Raw genomic sequence first — 18,769 nt, forward strand, 5'->3', positions numbered from 1 at the left:
CAAACCTCCTGCTCGCTGCGTCGGGTCTTGAACTCGGCATCATATAGAATTTCAATGCGTTCCTTCAAAAGTCTAAATAACCTCGTTGGCTGGCTCGTTTTCGCGATTGCCACCGTCACGTATCTGCTCACCCTGGAGCCCACCGCTTCGTTTTGGGACTGCGGCGAGTTCATAGCCTGCTCCTTTAAATTACAGGTGCCCCACCCTCCCGGGGCGCCTACTTTCCTGCTGCTGGGCCGCCTGATGTCGCTGTTCTCGTTTGGCGACGTCACCAAGGTGGCCGTGCTCATCAATGCGCTGTCGGCCCTGAGCAGTTCCTTCACGGTCCTGTTTCTGTTCTGGATTATCACCCGCATGGCCCGCAAGCTGGTATTGCGCTACGACGCAGCCGCCAGCGCCGTGTCGGCCGAATACATCGAGCCCACTAGCCCCCAAACGCTGCTTATTCTGAGCGCCGGTGCCGTGGGCGCGCTGGCCTTTGCGTTCTCCGATTCGTTCTGGTTCAACGCCGTAGAGGGCGAGGTATACGCCATGTCGGCCCTGTGCACGGCCGCCGTGGTATGGATTATGCTGAAATGGGAAGCCCGGGCCCACGAGCCCGACTCCGACAAGTGGCTCATCCTCATTGCCTACGTTATTGGCCTGAGCATCGGTGTTCACTTGCTCAACCTGCTCACACTGCCCGCGCTGGGCTTTATCTACTATTACCGACGCACCGCCAACCCCACCACCAAAGGTGCCATCGTTGTGATGGCGGTGAGCATGCTCATTGTGGGCTCCATCATGGTGGGCATCATTCCCGGCCTGCCCACGCTGGCGGGCAGCTTCGAGGTATTCTTTGTGAATGCCATAGGCCTGCCGTTCAACTCGGGTCTGATTATCTTCCTGCTGCTCTTCGCGGGCCTGATTTACTTCGGGTTCCGGCTTTCGTACAAGAACCGCAGCCAGCTGCTGAACACGGCCATGCTGTGCTTCGTGTTCATCATGATTGGCTATTCGAGCTACCTCATTGTTCCCATTCGCAGCTCGTTTAGACCTACCATCAACGAGAATGCTCCCGAGGATGTACTCTCGTTTGTGAGCTACCTCAAGCGCGAGCAGTACGGCTCGCGGCCCCTGCTCTACGGCCCACACCTGTTCTCGCAGCCCGACCACTACGAGGAAGGCGCCCCCCGCTACGCCCGCGACCAGAAAACCGGCACTTACAAGGAAATTCTGCCCCGCCAGCAGCAGGCCGGCTACCCCGAAAGCGACAAGATGCTGCTGCCGCGCATCTACAACTACGAGCCCGACCAGGTTGCTCACTACAAGAAGTGGGTTGACATTCAGGACGGCGCAAAGCCCAGCATGGGCCAAAACCTGGGCTTCATGTTCCGCTACCAGATGGGGCACATGTTCTGGCGCTACTTCATGTGGAACTACGTGGGGCGCGAGTCCGACATTCAGCAGGCGGGCGTTGCGGGGCCATTTAGCCCCAATGCTTCTTCCCTACCCGCTCGCATTGGCGAGAGCCCGGCGCACAATAACTTCCTGGCGCTGCCTCTCATTCTGGGCCTGGTGGGCCTATTTTTCCAGAGCCGCCGCAACGGCAAAGACGCTTGGGTAACGGGCTTGCTGTTCCTGATGACCGGCCTGGCCATTGTGTTCTACCTCAACCAGCCGCCGCGCGAGCCCCGCGAGCGTGACTATACTTTCACCGGCGCCACGTTTGCCTTTGCCATCTGGATAGGCCTGGGCGTGCTGGGCATAGCCGAGCTATTGGGCAAAGTGGTAAAAGCCGACGGCCTGCGCGCCGGCCTGGCCCTGGCAGCGGGCCTGCTCATCCCCGGCATCATGGTGGCCCAGGGCTGGGATGACCACGACCGTTCTGACCGCTACAACTCTGTGGATTCGGCCAAGAACCTGCTCAACAGCTGCGCCCAGAACGCCATTTTGTTCACCAACGGCGACAACGACACCTTCCCGCTCTGGTATGCCCAGGAGGTGGAGGGCATCCGCACCGACGTGCGCGTGGCCGTGCTCAGCTACCTGAACACCGACTGGTACATTGCTCAGATGAAGCGCCGCTCCTACAAGTCGGCCCCGTTCCCCATCAGCATGGGCGACGACCGGTACGCCCAGGGCACCAACGACATGCTGCCTTTCGCGGCCAACCCCTCGGTGCAAAGCGTGAACCTGAAGGAGTTTATTCAGCTGGTGCAGGACAACAACCCGCTGCTGCAGGTGCAGTACCAGGAAGGTGGCCCGGGCATGATGTCGTTCCCCACCCCGAACTTCTATCTGCCCATTGATACGGCTGCGGTGAAAAAGCTCGGCATCATCCCCAAAGAGCGCGAAAAGCAGCTGGTACCGCGCATGGAATGGAGCATGGGCAAGCGTGCCATTGAGAAGAAAAACCTGGTGATACTGGACATGATTGCGACCAACAACTGGGAGCGGCCCATCTACTTCAGCAGCACCGTGGCGCAAAGCGACTACATGAACCTGCAGCCCTACTTCCAGCTCGAAGGCATGGCGTACCGCCTGCTCCCGCTGAAGGACCCGAACTACGACCCCCGCGGCGACGAAGGCTACGTGGAAAAAGAGCTTAATTATAACGTTCTCGTTAACACGTTTAAGTACCGCGGCCTGAATAACCCGAACATTTTCTACGACGAGAACAACCTGCGATTCCCGGCCAACTACCGCGAAAAGTTCGCCCGCCTAGCCAATGCCTACTTGGCTGAAGGCAACGTGGCCAAAGCTAAAGAATTGGCCATTAAGTGCCTCGAACTGATGCCGAATCAAGCCATTCCTTACGATTACTATTCGCCTCAGCTGGTGCCGGCGTTGGTGGCTGGCGGCGAAAAGCAAAAAGCTGACGAGCTCATGGACACCATGACCCGTCGCTCAGAGCAAATGCTGGCCTACTACGCCACCCGGCCTGACGCCAGCCTCTTCGAGGACGACCAGCGCGGCTACCTGCTTAGCCTACAGAGTGTATACCGCGCCGCCGAGCTCAGCGGCGATAAGGCCCGCAGCGAGAAGGCCATTGGACTGCTGAACCATTACTACCCGCGGTAGTGTAAACTGACTGACTTGGGTCGTTAAATCTAGTTTCTTTGTAAGCGCTCTGATTAGACTTAATACCGGGAGGCGTAGCATCTTAAGGAGCACGTCTCCCGGTTATAGAATGCAACGTAAGTTGTCAGATTCAACTGCTGCACAACCTAAACCAGCGAGGAGCATAGCTAAGATCAATAATCGAGCGTTCCTACCTGGACGCAACCATATAGTAGGCCAACCACCCTTCATAAGCAACATTATTCTGGGATATCAAGCATGTTGTGCGGAACCCAAAATAGGCGTAGGAACACATCGCTTGGTGGTTGGTGCGTGCTTGAGTCGTCGATGCTCTTAACCTACTAAATCCGCAGAGTTCCTTAACTCTTTCTTGAATGGTACCCTATGTGGGCAACGGAGCACAATTTTTCAGCCATGACACTGGTGTGTGCGACGTCAACTTGACCATTATAACTCGATGGATAACTGCGAGTAAAGCTCACCATGGGGCCTCTGCCGAGACTACCAAGTCTGCGTATCACCGGTTAAAACAGAACCCTAACACTTTAAACCTTTATGGTATACTGCCTTTGCTGCACAAGAATCAAAAACCTACTGAAGGAAGAGGCATCTTCCCTAAGCACGGCCCTAGCGGCTGCACTGAAGCTCGTGCCGTCAGTTCTTCAAAGGATGGCGTTATGGTCATTGGGAATTAAGGCCGAAACCTTGAGATCAAATCGATGAAAGGCAGTGCTTCAGCACAAAGGCGCGCCGTCGTGGTGCCCCGAGGGGCCCTTGTGCGCACGGCTAGGGCAGATGGAGCGGCTCGCTAACTTACATTTTAAACCGACACTGGTACCCTTGCTTTATGGTTTTAAATGATTTTGGACCTTCCCCGAGCTAGGGGCTGAACGGGGGTAGTCTTGCTGCGCGATCTCTGTTTGCACATTTGGCCGCCCACTCACGCAGGATATTTCTAAGGCGTACTCTGCTCTTTGAACTATTCTCTACCAGCGAATTTACCAACCAGGCATTGACCTATTGCCCATCCCGCCACTATCTAATAGCGGGTTCTACTGCCAGAAGCTTCCTATTTTGACTTGGCAAGGCTGCGTCGCCAGCTGCGCCCACCGACGTCAGTAGCGCAAAGATGTTATGTGGATAACCAGCATATCCATGCCCTTACTATTTGCTAAGCCCTTAGTGGAGCAATAGAGAGCATTAAATTTGTTCTGTTTCAGGATCGATACTTTATGAATCAGAGGGCTTGATCATTGGAGTTAGCGCTAGTTTTTGATGGTTGATAGAACTCTTTGTTTGATGTCTTGTAATCTGCCTACCTGTTGAACTAACGCGGGTACTTGGTCCAAACTAAACACAAAATTCCAAGTGTACGAAACAATAGAATAGATTGAACCCGTGTTAGAATTTGGTAAAGAGCCAGCTCGAAATATTACGATACCAACTAAAATCACTACGAATAGCTCCATAACTCCCCAGTTATTTGCTTGAGCATCAATTAATTTTGTTCTCCAATCAGCTAAATGATTGTAGTGGCCCCAAACGTCGTCTCGTCCCTGATTGGATAAGATGCCTACTTCGTGCTCATATTGGTCATTTAGCCCTTTATTGAGTTGACGCGACCGGCGTGCGTAACGTTTGTTTAATATGTACAAGGGAACGCCTATAAGAAAGCAATAAACTGCTATTTGGACGTCATAAATAAACAACATAGACAGTGCCCCGAAAAAGCTGAAAAGAGCAGTGATTGATCTTGGAATGTCGTGCTCAAAGAAGTTTATAAACTCTCGAGATAAACTGGATCGAGCGATTATTTTGGAAGAATCGACGTTTAGAGTCCTTTGTTGCAAAACAATCTCAGTGGCCGTATCTCTATAGATAGCAGAATAGATCCTAATGTTATAACGTAACCTAATTACTCGGATCAAAGCGTGTGCAATCCATACTCCTACAAAGCATAGTAGGCCAAATGATTCATGATCGATGGCTGCATTTATAGCGAGACCAGTTACATAAGGAAAGAATAAATTAAATATGTTTTCTAATATTGTTAAAACATATGTGGAAAATATTTTTAACCTATTAATACTAAATATTTTTTCGGGAGACCAGTGTGTTTCCAATGACATATGTGTGTTACCCATAATCAACTAAAGGCGGAGTGAATGTTGCTTTGGTAAGAGTATTAATGATTGATCTTCGTAAGCGTTTTTGAGATACCGTGAATACGCCAGTAAAGTAATACAGCAAGGTAAGCAGTCGTCTTTCATTGAACGGAGGAACTGCTTGCCTTGCGCGGGCAGTAAAAAGAATCGGAGTTGCTTATCAGTAAATGAGATTTGCTGTTAGGCTATAAGTAGGCCCGCGACAATGAAATGAGACGTTGCCCGAGCGGCACTCACTCCGTTACTCCCCCCGAAAAGCATGTGCTAAGGACTTAAGCATAACAGCTAATTAATCCCCGCTTCCCAGCCCTTTGCCTCTACTGGGCAAGGCTTCAATTTCTCCAGATTTGGCTTTATTGGCTCCAATAAACCAAGTGAAACCCAGCCATGCCACGCGGGTCTCTTGCTTATTGAGATATTTACCGGCTAGACTGGGCGTCTCGATATTGGTGCGCCTGATCTGAGTGTTGAAAATATCAGTCAGGCGAAAAGTAAGATCGGCCTGATTGGCAAACAGATGCTGACGCAATGCCAAGTCCACTCCCCCTGACGGCAGTAACTGACCTTGACCAGTGAGCGCTCGCGAGCGCACGGACCCAACCAGTTGCAGATTAAGATTCGAGGTCGCCCGAAAGTTCTGACTCAAGCGCGCATCACCTGTCCAAAGACGACGGCCAGCGATGCTTGGTGAATTTGTTCGCACCTCAGATCTGTAAAAGGATCCGCTAGCTTCAACTTGCCACCACGCGGCTAGCGATTTCCTCATATATAAGTCTAATCCCAGGGACGTCGTTTTACCATTGTTGAGGTAAGTTTCAGCTACTACCAGCCCCGCAGCTGGATTTAAATTGGTTGCCAAAACATCAATTGAGCGGAGGCGTTGGATTGCATTTTGGGTAAAAATGGCAAAAAAGCTAGTCGTCAGGTCAAAGCCATGCGGTAAACTTGCTTGGTGACTCAATTCCAAGTTGTGTGAAAATTCGGCTAACAGTGCGGGATTGCCCAGCCGGTATGAACGGGGGTCGGAATAGAATGGCACGGCAAGCTGTTGTAAGAATTCCGGACGCGACAGGCGACGGGCGTAACTCACCTGAAGTCGTTGGGGCTTCATGCCGCCGTTGGCCGTATCTGCTCTGCCGAGTCCATAGCCAAAGGTGAGGCTCGGGAAAAGCTCTAAATATTTAATTTGAAACGCATTTTGCTTTTCGGATGCCACCCCGGCCTCGCCCTTGGTGTTGGTGTCCTCAGTTCGCAACCCCACTTGAAGCTGCCAGTCTTTAGCGGTGTTCCCGCAACTGTAAGTAGCGTAAGCAGCCGAGACAAGCTGCCGGTAGCGGTACGTGTACGAGCGGCTTGAATCAACCGCGTACTCGACAGGAGTAGTCGCTAGTTGGTTGCTTAAAGTGGAGGAACCCGTACTGCTTTGGCGTTGCATTTTGATACCAGACTCCAATTTGCCCTCTAAAGCGGCAAAAGGGTGTGCGTAATCCACCTGAATGAAGGAAATATTGGCCAGAAGCGCTACGTTTTGTTGCCAGCCTAGGGGCGAGACTCCGTCTAGTACTAGAGTTATGGGCGCCACAGCGTTAATACGCACCAATCCCGCGGCACTAGTTAGTTCGCGGCCCTGATGTTTTTCCCAGGTATGACGATAAGTTGCTATGTTTTGGAGGACTTTTTGGTTTGCGTTGAACCACTGCTTGCTTTGCTGCGCGAGCTCGGGCTTACCAGATTCCAAGGTCGTCAACTGCTGATTGATGACGTTATTTTCTGGTTCCCATGATGGATTTACTTGTAAAGTGAAACTTTGCTGTTTGTTTAAGGCATAATTGAGGCCTATTCTTACATCGTGGCGTTGCCTACGCCTGACCCCCTCCCCTATTTGCGTAGTTTGCACCAAGCCGGTGGGCATCGTGCTACGCTGGCCGTTCTCTGTTCTCTCGTTGTAAGACTGATCTTGTCTGCTATAGTTTACATTCCAGTTGGCCCGCCCACGTTGGAAATTCAACGCGAGGTCGCCAAAATATTTTCTTTGCGTCCCAACAGTCAAATTGATTTGACCGTTTACGCCAGGTTTGGAATTATTTTTGAGGATGATATTAATAACTCCGCTGCCTTGAGCGTCATACTTTGCCGAAGGGTTGGTTATCAGTTCAATTCGAGCTATTTGCGAGGCTGGAATTTGGTCAAGTCGGGTTCCGCCGATCCCTCCATTATTCACCCCCGCCGGCTTTCCATCGATCAGGATCGTCAGGCTGGATGAACCCCGAAGGCTTACCACACCGGATGCATCCACTGCCACCGATGGCACATTACGCAATAAGTCCGTGGCCATTCCCCCTACACTATTTAACTCCTTTTCCACATCGATGATCACTTTGCCCAACTGCCGCTCCAGGGTAGCTTTTTGAGCGATCACCTTCACTTCATCCAATCGAGTAGCAGAGGGTTCTAAATACAGCGTAGCAAGGGATATACTTGGATTTTCCAAGGTCAAATTGATCACCCTGCGGTTAGACCGGAAGTTTAACGCCTGAGTTTTGAGCAGGTAAGTTCCCAAGGTGGACACCGTGATGAGAAAGGTGCCATCAATTGCCGTTTGACCACTCGTTACGAGTGTGGAATCTGATTGGCGAAGCAACAGGATGTCCGCAAAAGGCACAGGCTTAGCAGTTAAAGCTTCTAGGACGGTGCCGCGTAATTGACCACTTTGTATAGGTTGCGCTCGCAAGGTGGTGGACGCAACGAGCAAGAAGACCACCCACCATACGTTACAGCTAGAGGCTAATCGATTTATAGAATAATTATTCGTCATAAACCTCAGTGGCTCTTAGTAGAATGTAGAGAAAAAGAAAGTGTGGTTACAAAAAGTAGCTAAAGTAACTTAAAAATTACGCAATGAAAGTTTGGTTGCTAACCGAAACCCAGGGTTAGTAGCTGCGGCATTGTTGGGCAAAGAGTAAAACTTGGGCCTAAACGAATGCATTGATTAAGCTTTTGGCTTCCCGTTGATAAAAGGGGGCTCGCACTGGCACTTGTAGGACGTAGGTTTTTGGTGCAGTGATAATGCCATCTCCTAGCATTGGCCGGGCAAAGTACATCCGCTTTATATCCGAGCTCCCATTTAATGAGCAGTTCAACAATAACTATTGGCAGATGTGCTCCTAGAGCATATTGAGAAGATCCTGCCTGTGGCTAGGCTTGCTGGTCTTGTCCATTCTTTTGGGCAGCATGGCGCACTCAGACCCCACAATGCCTCATCCAAATCGTCTAGGCCTTCAGTTGGCATTCGGCCGTTTGCTGTATTAACTCCAAACTACTTAGTTAGATAGATACTAAGTCAAGTATTTAAAGACGGATATTGGTGGAATCATTCGCCGCAGCACATGTATGACACGTCATGGGTATCGGTAAAGCAGCCAGTTTTGGGCGCCCCCGTACCACCCATAAGCTACAACACACAGGTGCGGGAGACGTGACAAATTCGCCAGGTAAGGGTTGGCGCTTCAGGCGCATCCGCTCAGGTCCAGAGCCCATGCTTCGCCGATGGCTCCGCCTCAGAACCTGTTTGATCCGGCTTCCTTTGATCCTTCTGGGCCCGTTAGTGATCGGGCTGAGCAGTTACAGTAGACTTAATGCTAAGGCTGATCGCAATTTATTTACTTTACACATACTTATTTAACCAGGTGTTCATTTCCCATAGGGTGTGCATTATTGATTCTCGCGCAGTGTAGCTATGCGACTCTAACGGGAGCATGACTAGGCGCACGGTGGCCCCATGGCCCTTGAGTGCATTGTAAAATCTTACGCTTTGTAGCGGAAAGGTGCCCGGATTATTGTCGGCCTCCCCATGGATAAGCAGCAAGGGAGCCTTGATTTTGTCAGCGTAGTTAAAAGGGGACATCTGATTGTAAACGTGAGGAGCCTCCCAGTAACTACGATGCTCGTTTTGAAATCCAAATGGGGTCAACGTACGATTATACGCGCCGCTCCTAGCTATACCGGCTTTAAAAATACTGCTATGGGCCAGCAAATTAGCTACCATGAAAGCGCCGTAGGAATGGCCCATTATCCCGATCCGTTCGGGGTCCACAAACCCTAACCGGACGGCTTCTTCGATGGCGGCTTGAACACTTGCTACCAGTTGTTCAATATAGGTGTCGTTGGCCTCGCTGATTCCATCACCCACAATTGGAATACTCAAGTCCTCCAGGACCGCGTACCCTTGTGTCACCCAGTACACGGAAGATCCCCAATACAGATTTATAAACTTATAAGGAGACCCATGTAATTGACCGGCATTGTCCCTATCCCTAAATTCGGAAGGGTAAGCCTCTAGTAGCGTAGGCAACGCCCCATCTGACGGGTTATAATCTACTGGCAAATAAAGATTTGCCGATAATTCAACCCCATCGCTTCGTCTGTATCGGATAATCTTTTTGTTTAATCCAAACAGCGATGGATAGGGATTGGGGAAATTGGTAACTTTAACTAATTGGTTGGTGATAAGATTCCGCAAGAAACAATTGGGATTATCTTGCTGGGATTCGCGGCAAGTGAGAATCACCTTCTCTTGAACATCGATGATTGCAATAGGAACCTCATAATAGGGGCCGGCCGATTGCCACCAGCGGGAGCGCGTGCCGTTGACTAAGTTTAGTTCGTCAATAAACGGCCTCTCGCCTTCGCTGGATGCTCCTGCTCCGATCCAATATAACGAATCACCAGACGAGTTGGTAAGCAATATATCGCGGCCATACATGTTGCGCTCCAACGCCGGTATTCCAGGATCGCTGTATACGTCCTCGAAGGAGCGCTCCGACAATTTGATCAATTCATTGGGGTGAGTTGGATTGAACCGCCAGAGTATTTCTTTTCGGTCGACCCATCGTAGCCCGCATAATAACGCCAGGGTACTGGTTCCCCAACTGATTCCGCCATAGCGTAACGGCAGCGACACCAGCGCTTGGGGAGTTGCCGTAAATGGAGCCTCCAAAATGAATACAATGTCGCGAATCTCAACCGAATTTTTGGGATCTCCTCCGTCTTGAGCTTCAACCCAGAAGAGCGTCGCGGGGACGTCATGGCGCCAATCGTGATTACGCGGACCAGTCGGCACAACATCAAAACTTAGAGGCAGGCTTTCGTCCAAAGGCAAATTAGCTACATTATTAATCGAGCCGTCACTGATGGTAAGAATGTCTATCCGGGTGGGGAAATTATCAACCGGCAACTGACGCGAATAAGGCCGGTGCTTCGTTTTGATCAAAACGTGGTTCCCGTCCGGAGAAGGCCCGATTTCTTGTATCGTATCAGTAACGCTTAAAGACCGAGTTTGCCCATCGGTTTTTATCAGCATCAAATGAGACGTCGCGTAAAAATCTAACAGTGCCTCGTCATCAGCATCGGCTATAAGGTCTTGATGTGTGCGCGAAGGAGCTTTTATTCCCTCATTTTCCTGGATGTTTGGACCTTGGGGTATACTGGATCTGCTTGGTGGAATTTGGCGATTAGGTGGAATGGCCAATACGAGTAAACCTTCACTGTCTGCCAACCACTCAAATGGGTGGCCAAAAACTCCGTTGAGTTTAATATGCGAAAGGCGCTGAGCAACTCCAACTATTAGTTCAACCATCCAGAGTTCAATACGGCCTTCACTAACATTATCTATGGTAAAAGCAATTTTACGGCTGTCGGGCGACCAGCTCACGCTACCGATCTTGGCGTGTTCTGGTAAGCCCTGAATCACAATTTCGTCTTCTCCCACTAAGCTTTTAAGGACGAGCGTTGAAAAGAACGTTGCCCGACTAGGACCATTGGTGTGGGGATTTATTCTTAAACCTGCAATTCTTACTTCTGGCTGCGCTAATTCAGCAAGGGACTTTAATCCCTGCACAAATTTCAGTAATAGCCATTTTTTGTTGTGAGATACGCTTTCAATTGGCAGTGCAGGTGCGTCGACTAGTTCAGTTATTGCTATAGGAGGCAATTGGTAACGAATTTCATTCATTTTTTGAGTATTTGTAATAATGCTATTTTCACGCATAACCTTTTGCGTATCTTAAGCCCACCGCAATATGTGCAGTCAGCCATTAACCCAAGTGCAGGCAGTACGCAGCCCGCTTGGAGGTGCCGAGAAGATCGTACCGGCAACGAGGTCACTCAAAGACCAAACAGGTTGACAGATACTGGAACATGTTTTTTCGACATTAGCCACAGCTTCTTCGGCCCAGATCACCTGCATTAGATATGCTTGTCACCGACCCGGGTCCAAATTAATACAGGCCGGCGTTAATGTCATTCTTTCCTGCCGAATCGCTTACTTGCTTCTGACCGGGGCATTAGACGAGTGAATGTAGGCGAAAACTCGTTTAAAAAGAGGTACACCTTCTCCTGAGGTGGTCTAGCTAAGCCGGACAGAGTTGGGACGTGGTTTGAAGGTGGGTTTCGAAGTGGTTAGGGGCGAGATAGCCGAGCGAAGAATGCCGTCGTACGGCGTTGTAGTAGGCGATGTGGTGGCTGATTTCGAGCTTGGCTTCGGCCAAGCCCGGGAAGCTGCCGCCGTCGAGCAGTTCAGCTTTGAAGCGGCTCCAAAACGATTCGGCGTGGGTCGTACCCGGTAGGGCGTTGTCGTAACAGTTGCCGCGCCGGCTCATGCTTTGCTGGGCACCGTGTTTGGCAACCAGGGCTTTGAAGCGCGTGGCCGTGTACTGGCTGCCCTGGTCGGAGTGGATGACGAGCCCGGCCGGGGGCCGACGCACCACCAGGGCGCGGCGCAGGGCCTCGCTGACCAGGTCTTCGGGCATCGTGTCGCGCACGTCCCAGCCCACGATTTTGCGCGAGCAGCGGTCGAGCCAGACGGCCAGGTACAGCCAGCCGCCGCCCTGGCGGGGTCGTACCCGGTAGGGCAGGTAGGTGATGTCGCCCACCCACACCTGATTGGGGGCCGTGGGGGCCGGTTGGCCCAGCAAGCGGTTGGGCGCAGCCCGTACGGCCGGGTCGGAATCGGTGGTGCGCGGTACAAACGAGCGGGGCTGCTGCGCGCGCAGGCCGTGCGCTTTGAGCACGCGGCGAATGCGCCAACGGCCCACGGCGTGGCCCTGGGCCTGCACTTCGGCGCGTAACCGACGGGTGCCATAGCGCTGGCTGTGGTACGCAAACGCTTCGCGCACGGCTACTTGCCAGGCCGGCTCGGCCGTGGGCTGCCGCCGGTCGCGCTGCCAGGCGTAATACGCGGACGGTGCTACGCGCAGCACCTGGCAGAGCTGGCGTACCGGCACTTGTGCCTGGCGCTGGGCAATGTGCTGGTAGGTGCTCACCGGGTCGGTTGGCCGAAGATGACCAAGGCTTTTTTAAAATACCGAGCTCCTGCTCCGCCCGCTTGAGGCGGGCGCGCAAGGCGCGTACCTCCGGGTCGCGGGCCACTTCTTCGCTTCCCACCTCGGTCACGAGCTGCGCCTGCTGCCAGCGGTAGAGCAGCTTGGGGCTGATGCCCAGTTGCCGGGCCGCGGCCTGCGTGCTGCGGCTCTCGCTGGCCAGACGCAGGGCCTCGGCCTTAAACGCCTCGTCGTACTTGCGTCGTTGGTCGGGCGACGTCCCGCTGGTTTTGGTTGCCATGGCAGAAGAAATATACGTCCTTCTTCTGTCCGTCTTTCCTAGACCACCTCAGGGATTCTTACCGCAATTTTTCGCCCCTTGTAACGGGAATCCCCATTGAACTGCTCCCACTGCTAAGCCAGGACTGTTCCTATTTGCGTCCTGCAAGCTAACTCAAAGTAGCCGCATTAAAAGCGCTTCAGCTGCTGACGCCTTCCGCATGAGGATGCAAGTCCGCGGCGGGCGTTAATCCTAAAGCGCGAAGGAAAGGGCTCGGCCCAAACGTAAGCACTTACGCCCGGGCCTACCCCGATGGTGCAGTCCACATTCTTTTAAAAGCTAATTTTACGCGTTCTCTACTTGAATCAAGAGGATGTTTCCTTCGTTCCTCTTTTGAATTTCTTCCTTCTGCTCAGGTTTTTCCGGCCTACCACGTCCTCATGCTGCCGTCCCTGCGTTCATTAGCTAGGGCCAAAAGCGGCAGATTAGCGAAGATTCTTGCACCATATAATCATGACGCCTCGAAGCGTAGCGGCGAATCGCGCGCTGCATCCACTTCAGGCAAGTTCTCAACCATGGGTACAGCGGCCACTGTAGCAGTTAACATGCTTTCCCCTAAACGCTATCCGATATGTTACAGACTCTCTTGAAGATGGGTCAGTCCGCTGGCGGTAGTTCCGGCAAATGGGATGATTTGCTAAAAGTGCCCTGGGTCAAAAAATTTAATAAAAAGGGTGAGCTCCCGGTGAACTATTGTCTGCCGGTGTGCTTCGATTTAGATAACGGCACGGTGACAACAGGCAAGTTATCGGAATATGTGGGCTTGGACAGCGCACGCCGGTGGTTTAACCTAGCGGTAGCGAGTGGTAACACGCCCTGTGTTTATGTGTGCGTGGACGGCCGCAAGAACATGGGGCAATTTACCAAGACTTTTTTTGGCCGAAATCCCAAGGAAGTTCAAGGCGAAATGCTTGCTGCTCTAGGTAAGTATCCCGGACTCAACAACACCGTGCTGGCCGAAGTACTAAAGCAAATTACGGAGTTGCGCAATGCTTATTTGTCACTAGCAGCTAACGAGAAAGGTATTATTACATTAAGTAAGCTCACGGGGGACCGCAAGTTAGCCGGGCAAGTGGTCTTGGTTTACGCACAAGTAAAAGCCACCGCATTAGGCCTCGCTGAATTCACCCCTTTTGTGCAGATAGTAGCCAGCCAAATGCAAGCCATTTCCGGCTATGCAGAATTCGTGCAGGCCCGGTTTCAGCCACCACAGGTAAGAGACAGTATGGTTCGCTTGTGCTATGCCACTGGTGAACGGTGCCCCGATGTTATGGAGCTTGACATTGCCAGTCGCTATAGCCTTAACGGCACGTTTGTAAAATCGACTTTGCATTACGCACCCTTGTTTGCCAGAAAATGTTTCGCAAAAAACTACCAAGTAAGTGATGCCGCTCAGCTTCTGTTGGAACGTGGGTCTAAATTATTGTTGGATAACTGCAAAATCCGTATCGCGGGTGTCAACCATGTCCTCTTGCCTAGGTCGTTTGGCGGCGAAGCGGCTGGTGAAAATGGGATGCAAACTGATTTGCCACGCTTGCTTCGGGAAGCTGATTTGCTGTTTCAGTTTCAAGACAAAACCACTTGCCCCGTATACGAACCAAATCAGGTAAACACCGCGACACAGTGGGTTAGCTTTCTGGGCTTCGAATCGGATGGGAATTTTTTCAAAATAACGAACCACATCGGCAACGTCCACCAACCGTATTTTTCACTTTTACTGGCCTCATTCATGCATTTAGATGCCGCGTGGCAGCAGTCAGGCGACTTGCCGTGGCAGCAGATCATGGGGCCACGGAGGTTTAACTTATTCACCGTGTACGGCTTGGTTCCAGTGCGGAAAGACCAAAAAAACCGCAATGCGGCGCTCCTGCTCTTCAAACAGATATTGGAGCGCCGCCCCACGGAGCGTCGCACTTGGTGCGCGCATTTTCGCGATTTGGTGCTGTGCCACCGCTACAGACACTATGCCGTTTATGGCAACGTGAACGACAAGAACGCGGACGGACAGCTTTCGGTGGCGCAAGCGTTTGATTTTGCCGTGCGCAGCGCGGTCTACCAGTTCCTCGCCCTATTCACTGTTTTGACTGAGTTGCAGCTTTTGCTGCCTCTACACCAACGCCATTGCTTAGAGCCATCGAATATACCTGCTATTGACACGTCTACTACCCTCCGAACGCAGTCAACCAAGGGAGCGTTCTTCGATCGAATGCAATACCAGGGCCCCCAAAAGGCGCTGTTTTACTTGGGCCGCGCATTGAATAAAGTAGCGCGGGTAGAGTACGCAAAAGGACTCAAGTCAAAGCCGATAATGGATAAATTAACCTATTCTGGCATGAATGTAGAGGCTATCATACAACTGAGCAAAGTGTTGACGGATAAGGGGCATTCGTTTCGGTTGAGCGCGGAGTCGAAGAACAATCCAGATAATGATCTTGATTGCTTTGCCCTCTATTTCAAAAGTACGGGATGGAGTATGCCCCCCGAAGAGGCCTTATTTTTCATTTTATCAGGTTATGTTTTTACTTCTAAAATGAAGTCAACTCCTTCTCTCATTCCATGAGCCTACTTCAACGAAGTTCTGATTTTCTATTTCTCTACGAAGCCACGCAATGCAATCCCAACGGCGACCCCGATTATGACAACAAGCCCCGCATGGACTATGACACCGAAACCAATCTGGTCACGGACACGCGACTAAAACGCTACGTACGTGACTATTTGAAAGCCACTGGCCACGCTATTTTTGTGGATGGGGAAGCAGGCGCGAAAGTTAGTCCTACCACCAAACTGCAAGCTGTGGTAGGCCGCCTATTAGCCGATGAAACACAATTGGATAGCTTGTTTGCGGAACAGCCGTCACTCAGGGGACAACTGCAACAACTCTCAGAGGTCGAGCAGAATCCCGACAAGATATTTAAGAAGTTACAAAGCAGGGAAAACCGCGACTTGAGCATATACTTGTTGGCGCAACTGGTGAAACGGCAGTTTATAGACATCCGTTTGTTCGGCAGCGCCTTCGCCGTGGAGGGATTCAACCGGGCTTACACCGGGCCAGTGCAACTTAGTTGGGGTTATTCGCTTAACCAGGTAAAGCTGATGGAGTCGAGTACAATTGCTTCCACCATGAATGACGAGAACGGCACCTTTGGCAAAGATCACCGGGTTCATTATAGTCTGTTGGCATTCAATGGCACTATTAATCGCTTCGCTGCTCAAGCGTCGGGCCTGACGAACGAGGACGTGGAGTTGTTCCGCAAGGCACTATGGGAAAGTATTCCGGCCCTACCCACCCGCTCCAAACTTAACCAATACCCTAAGCTGTATGTGGAGGTCGTGTACAAAGATGGCGCCGCGAATGGGCAGCTAGGGGACTTACGCAGCTACGTGCGGGCCGCAAGCATTGCGGACGAAAAAGCTGTGCGCCGGCTGGAAGACTTAAACGTAGATTTTTCGGCCTTGGCGGAGGCAATTTCGGCCAACGAAGCAGTAGATTATGCGGTTGTGCGTACTGGGGTGGGACTGACGTTTGCGAACCCTAAACCTCGTGGCTGATGCAGATGCTGACGTTCGAACTGGTGGGAAAGATGGCGCACTTCAGAAAATATTACGCCAATAACACGGCCATGAGCTTTAGTATACCTCCCCGTACTACGCTCATGGGAATGCTGGCCGCCATTTTGGGAATGCCGCGAGACAGCTATTACGACGCCCTCTCAAGCCAACGGTTACGGTTAACTGTAGGGGTGCAGACTCCGCTCAAGAAGAGCTTTCATCGGCTCAATTTTTTAAAAGTGGAAGCTGGCCGTGATCTGGACGGCTCCAGAGGGCACATTCAACTGCCTTTCGAGGTCGTAACGGGCTATGATCTGACCCGCGATTTTGTTCGCTACCGCGTGTACGTGGCCCCCGCAACCCTTGATCAGGTCATGTTTGACCAATTAGTTACGCGGCTGACCGAGGGCAGTGGACCACATTTTGCCTTATCACTAGGCACGGCTAATTTCTCGGCAACACTGGAGAATATTTGCTTATACCCGCAGTTGCAAGCCGCCAGCAGTGAAGAAATACTGGAATTTCATTCAGCGGTACCGTCTGAACGAGTTAAAAGACTAGCTGAACCAGTCTGGGGCGAGCCAGCCGTGTTGCTGGACGAAGAACTGATGCCGGCCGATTTCTTGAGTAATCAGAATCGAGAACTCGTCGCCATGAACCGGGTACTGTTTAGCACCAATGGCCACCCCTTGCGGGCGCAGGTAAGCGGCGAATACTTTGAACTGGTCGGAACCAATGAAATCCAGCGGTTAGTATTTATGGAATGAAGATACTCCGTTGCGCAGTGCAGTGGTCTTTGTTTGGAGCAATGAGTGCCGGTGCTTTGTTTACACAAGTGCACTAATACTGCGTGAGGTATTTGCAATAAGCTTGTCCCAGTAGAAATAAGATCAAAAGCTGGTCTTAAAGTAGCTGGGCAAGTAATAATCAAGGTATGGGGGCCAGTGTGGACGTCAGCGGCAAGAATTATTCCTTCAACCTCTTGAGAAAATGCCGTTTGAGCTCAATTTAAGAGAACGCATCGGTTCAGCTTCACGCCCTATCGTCCCACGCACAGGCGTTAAAGTATTGAGGCCGGCTTACCCGATCACCCGTTCAAGGTTCTTCTGTGCCTTCCTCAAACGCACGGCCATTACCAGCGTCAGAAGGAATAATATACCGCCGTTAGGCCGCGTATCGCGTCGGATATACGAGTCCGCGACAGCCCTGCAGCTGACGCAGGGCACAACAACCATTACTCGTTCTGGAAATGAGCTTCGGTTGCTGAGCACTTACAGTGCACAGGTAGCAGCGGCATTAACTTGCTCCTGAGGGTCAACAAGGGGCTGACTGCCGTTGACGCTGCGATACCTAAGCGCCCATGGCTTACGTTGCGACTCATTAACTTACTTTTTGGCGATTATCTAAATTAGGGTGAGGTTGTAATTGTCAATGATAATTTTAATGCTGAAAGAGTGATTCGTCAACGATTTGCTGAACGAGCAGGACTTGCGTACGAGCAGGCCGCAACGAACACTTCACCGCTTTGATGACGTTTGTGCCGCCGTCGTCTTTGGGACCGCGGCAGTGCTGCAAACGCGGCAGCAAGCCCACGTAGGCCGGGAACAAGTCGGTAAACTACCAGCAATGCCGGTAATAACGGTGGGTCAAGGCCTACCATAAGCGCCTGGCGCTGGCCGCGTCGCGGTGGCTTAGCACGCAGGCCACGACACGCCGACTGGCGCGCTCAACAGTCAGACTGGGCCGAACCTGCCGTTCTTTGCAGCCCACCAACTTCCAAATTTCATCGAGTTCGAAGGCCTTCCACGTGCGGCGATGGCCCCTTTTTGGCCGCAAGCGGGGCAAGGGCTGCGGGGACTGCTGCGCTTTTTGCCAGCTTGATCACGCTCATACGCGAAATGCCCGTGGCGCGCACGACGCAGGGCTGCGAGTCGGGCTCGGCCTAGAGCTTTTCCACCCGCACGTAACGCGCCGCCCGTCCAGGACCGCCGGGTACGGCTAGCCCTAGTTGCTCACGCTTTGCACTGGTACTTGGGGTGTTGTTAAACAGATATGGTAAAACTTCTGGCTGGGAAGCCAAACAGTTCTAACACTGCTACAAGGCTCAAATGTGCAGTAATAGTAGCCGAAAGTGATATTTTGCGTACCCATTAAGGCTATGGAAATAGAATAGCAAAAACGAACGTTTTGCTATGTTTAAGGATGGAACATCATCCTTAGTCTTGTACAACAATTCCTTAAGCTAGAAATATTAAAGCATGCGCCCCTGACTCGGAGGTTCTCCTTTATTTACATAACCGCTTCGGACTTGGCCAGACCGTCGCTGCTGCAGT

Annotated in this window: 7 protein-coding genes and 2 pseudogenes; 4 read left to right on the top strand and 5 right to left on the bottom strand. The window is 51.7% G+C overall.

All coding sequences use genetic code 11. From position 1 onward, the window contains the following. The first annotated feature begins 54 nt into the window (after positions 1-54). A complete protein-coding gene (locus tag BMZ66_RS22235) occupies positions 55-3,063 on the top strand; it encodes a glycosyltransferase family 117 protein (RefSeq protein ID WP_092678573.1) in 3,009 nt (1,002 codons plus the stop codon). A gap of 1,265 nt (positions 3,064-4,328) precedes the next feature. On the opposite strand, the gene BMZ66_RS26490 is transcribed toward BMZ66_RS22235, so the two are convergent. The 5 genes and pseudogenes from BMZ66_RS26490 to BMZ66_RS26495 all read right to left on the bottom strand — a co-directional run. Next, a complete protein-coding gene (locus BMZ66_RS26490; RefSeq protein ID WP_092678574.1) occupies positions 4,329-5,207 on the bottom strand; it encodes an ABC transporter six-transmembrane domain-containing protein in 879 nt (292 codons plus the stop codon). Between the two features lie 310 nt (positions 5,208-5,517). Next, positions 5,518-7,989, bottom strand: coding sequence for an outer membrane beta-barrel protein (locus BMZ66_RS22245; RefSeq protein WP_177204861.1), 2,472 nt, complete (start codon positions 7,987-7,989; stop codon positions 5,518-5,520). A 903-nt stretch (positions 7,990-8,892) separates the two neighbouring features. After that, a complete protein-coding gene (locus BMZ66_RS22250; protein WP_092678576.1) occupies positions 8,893-11,274 on the bottom strand; it encodes an alpha/beta hydrolase family protein in 2,382 nt (793 codons plus the stop codon). 361 nt (positions 11,275-11,635) lie between these two features. Beyond that, positions 11,636-12,550 (bottom strand): annotated as a pseudogene (locus BMZ66_RS22255) (IS3 family transposase); the annotation flags it as partial. A gap of 52 nt (positions 12,551-12,602) precedes the next feature. Beyond that, positions 12,603-12,845 (bottom strand): annotated as a pseudogene (locus BMZ66_RS26495) (transposase); the annotation flags it as partial. 610 nt (positions 12,846-13,455) lie between these two features. On the opposite strand from BMZ66_RS26495, the gene BMZ66_RS22265 reads away from it, so the two are divergent. The 3 genes from BMZ66_RS22265 to cas5 are packed head-to-tail and all read left to right on the top strand — an operon-like array spanning position 13,456 to position 17,203. Continuing rightward, positions 13,456-15,444 carry a TM1802 family CRISPR-associated protein gene (locus BMZ66_RS22265; protein ID WP_092678578.1) on the top strand — a complete coding sequence of 663 codons (1,989 nt, stop codon included), beginning with the start codon at positions 13,456-13,458 and terminating at the stop codon, positions 15,442-15,444. Then, complete coding sequence (gene cas7b, locus BMZ66_RS22270) at positions 15,441-16,436, top strand: type I-B CRISPR-associated protein Cas7/Csh2 (RefSeq protein WP_092678579.1); 996 nt, start codon at positions 15,441-15,443, stop codon at positions 16,434-16,436. Before BMZ66_RS22265 ends, cas7b begins: the two co-directional genes overlap by 4 nt. Then, positions 16,436-17,203, top strand: a complete 768-nt coding sequence (cas5, locus tag BMZ66_RS22275) for a CRISPR-associated protein Cas5 (protein ID WP_092678580.1) — start codon at positions 16,436-16,438, stop codon at positions 17,201-17,203. The genes cas7b and cas5 overlap by 1 nt, the downstream gene beginning before the upstream one ends. The last annotated feature ends 1,566 nt before the right edge of the window (positions 17,204-18,769 follow it).

The organism is Hymenobacter arizonensis (genome assembly GCF_900115775.1).
Lineage (GTDB): Bacteria > Bacteroidota > Bacteroidia > Cytophagales > Hymenobacteraceae > Hymenobacter > Hymenobacter arizonensis.

What these genes read in the sequence shown, in the direction of transcription:
- BMZ66_RS26490 (WP_092678574.1), bottom strand. Translation starts at nt 5,207, where the DNA reads ATGGGTAACACACATATGTCATTGGAAACACACTGGTCTCCCGAAAAA.
- cas5 (WP_092678580.1), top strand. Translation starts at nt 16,436, where the DNA reads ATGCAGATGCTGACGTTCGAACTGGTGGGAAAGATGGCGCACTTCAGA.
- BMZ66_RS22235 (WP_092678573.1), top strand. Translation starts at nt 55, where the DNA reads ATGCGTTCCTTCAAAAGTCTAAATAACCTCGTTGGCTGGCTCGTTTTC.
- cas7b (WP_092678579.1), top strand. Translation starts at nt 15,441, where the DNA reads ATGAGCCTACTTCAACGAAGTTCTGATTTTCTATTTCTCTACGAAGCC.
- BMZ66_RS22265 (WP_092678578.1), top strand. Translation starts at nt 13,456, where the DNA reads ATGTTACAGACTCTCTTGAAGATGGGTCAGTCCGCTGGCGGTAGTTCC.
- BMZ66_RS22250 (WP_092678576.1), bottom strand. Translation starts at nt 11,274, where the DNA reads ATGCGTGAAAATAGCATTATTACAAATACTCAAAAAATGAATGAAATT.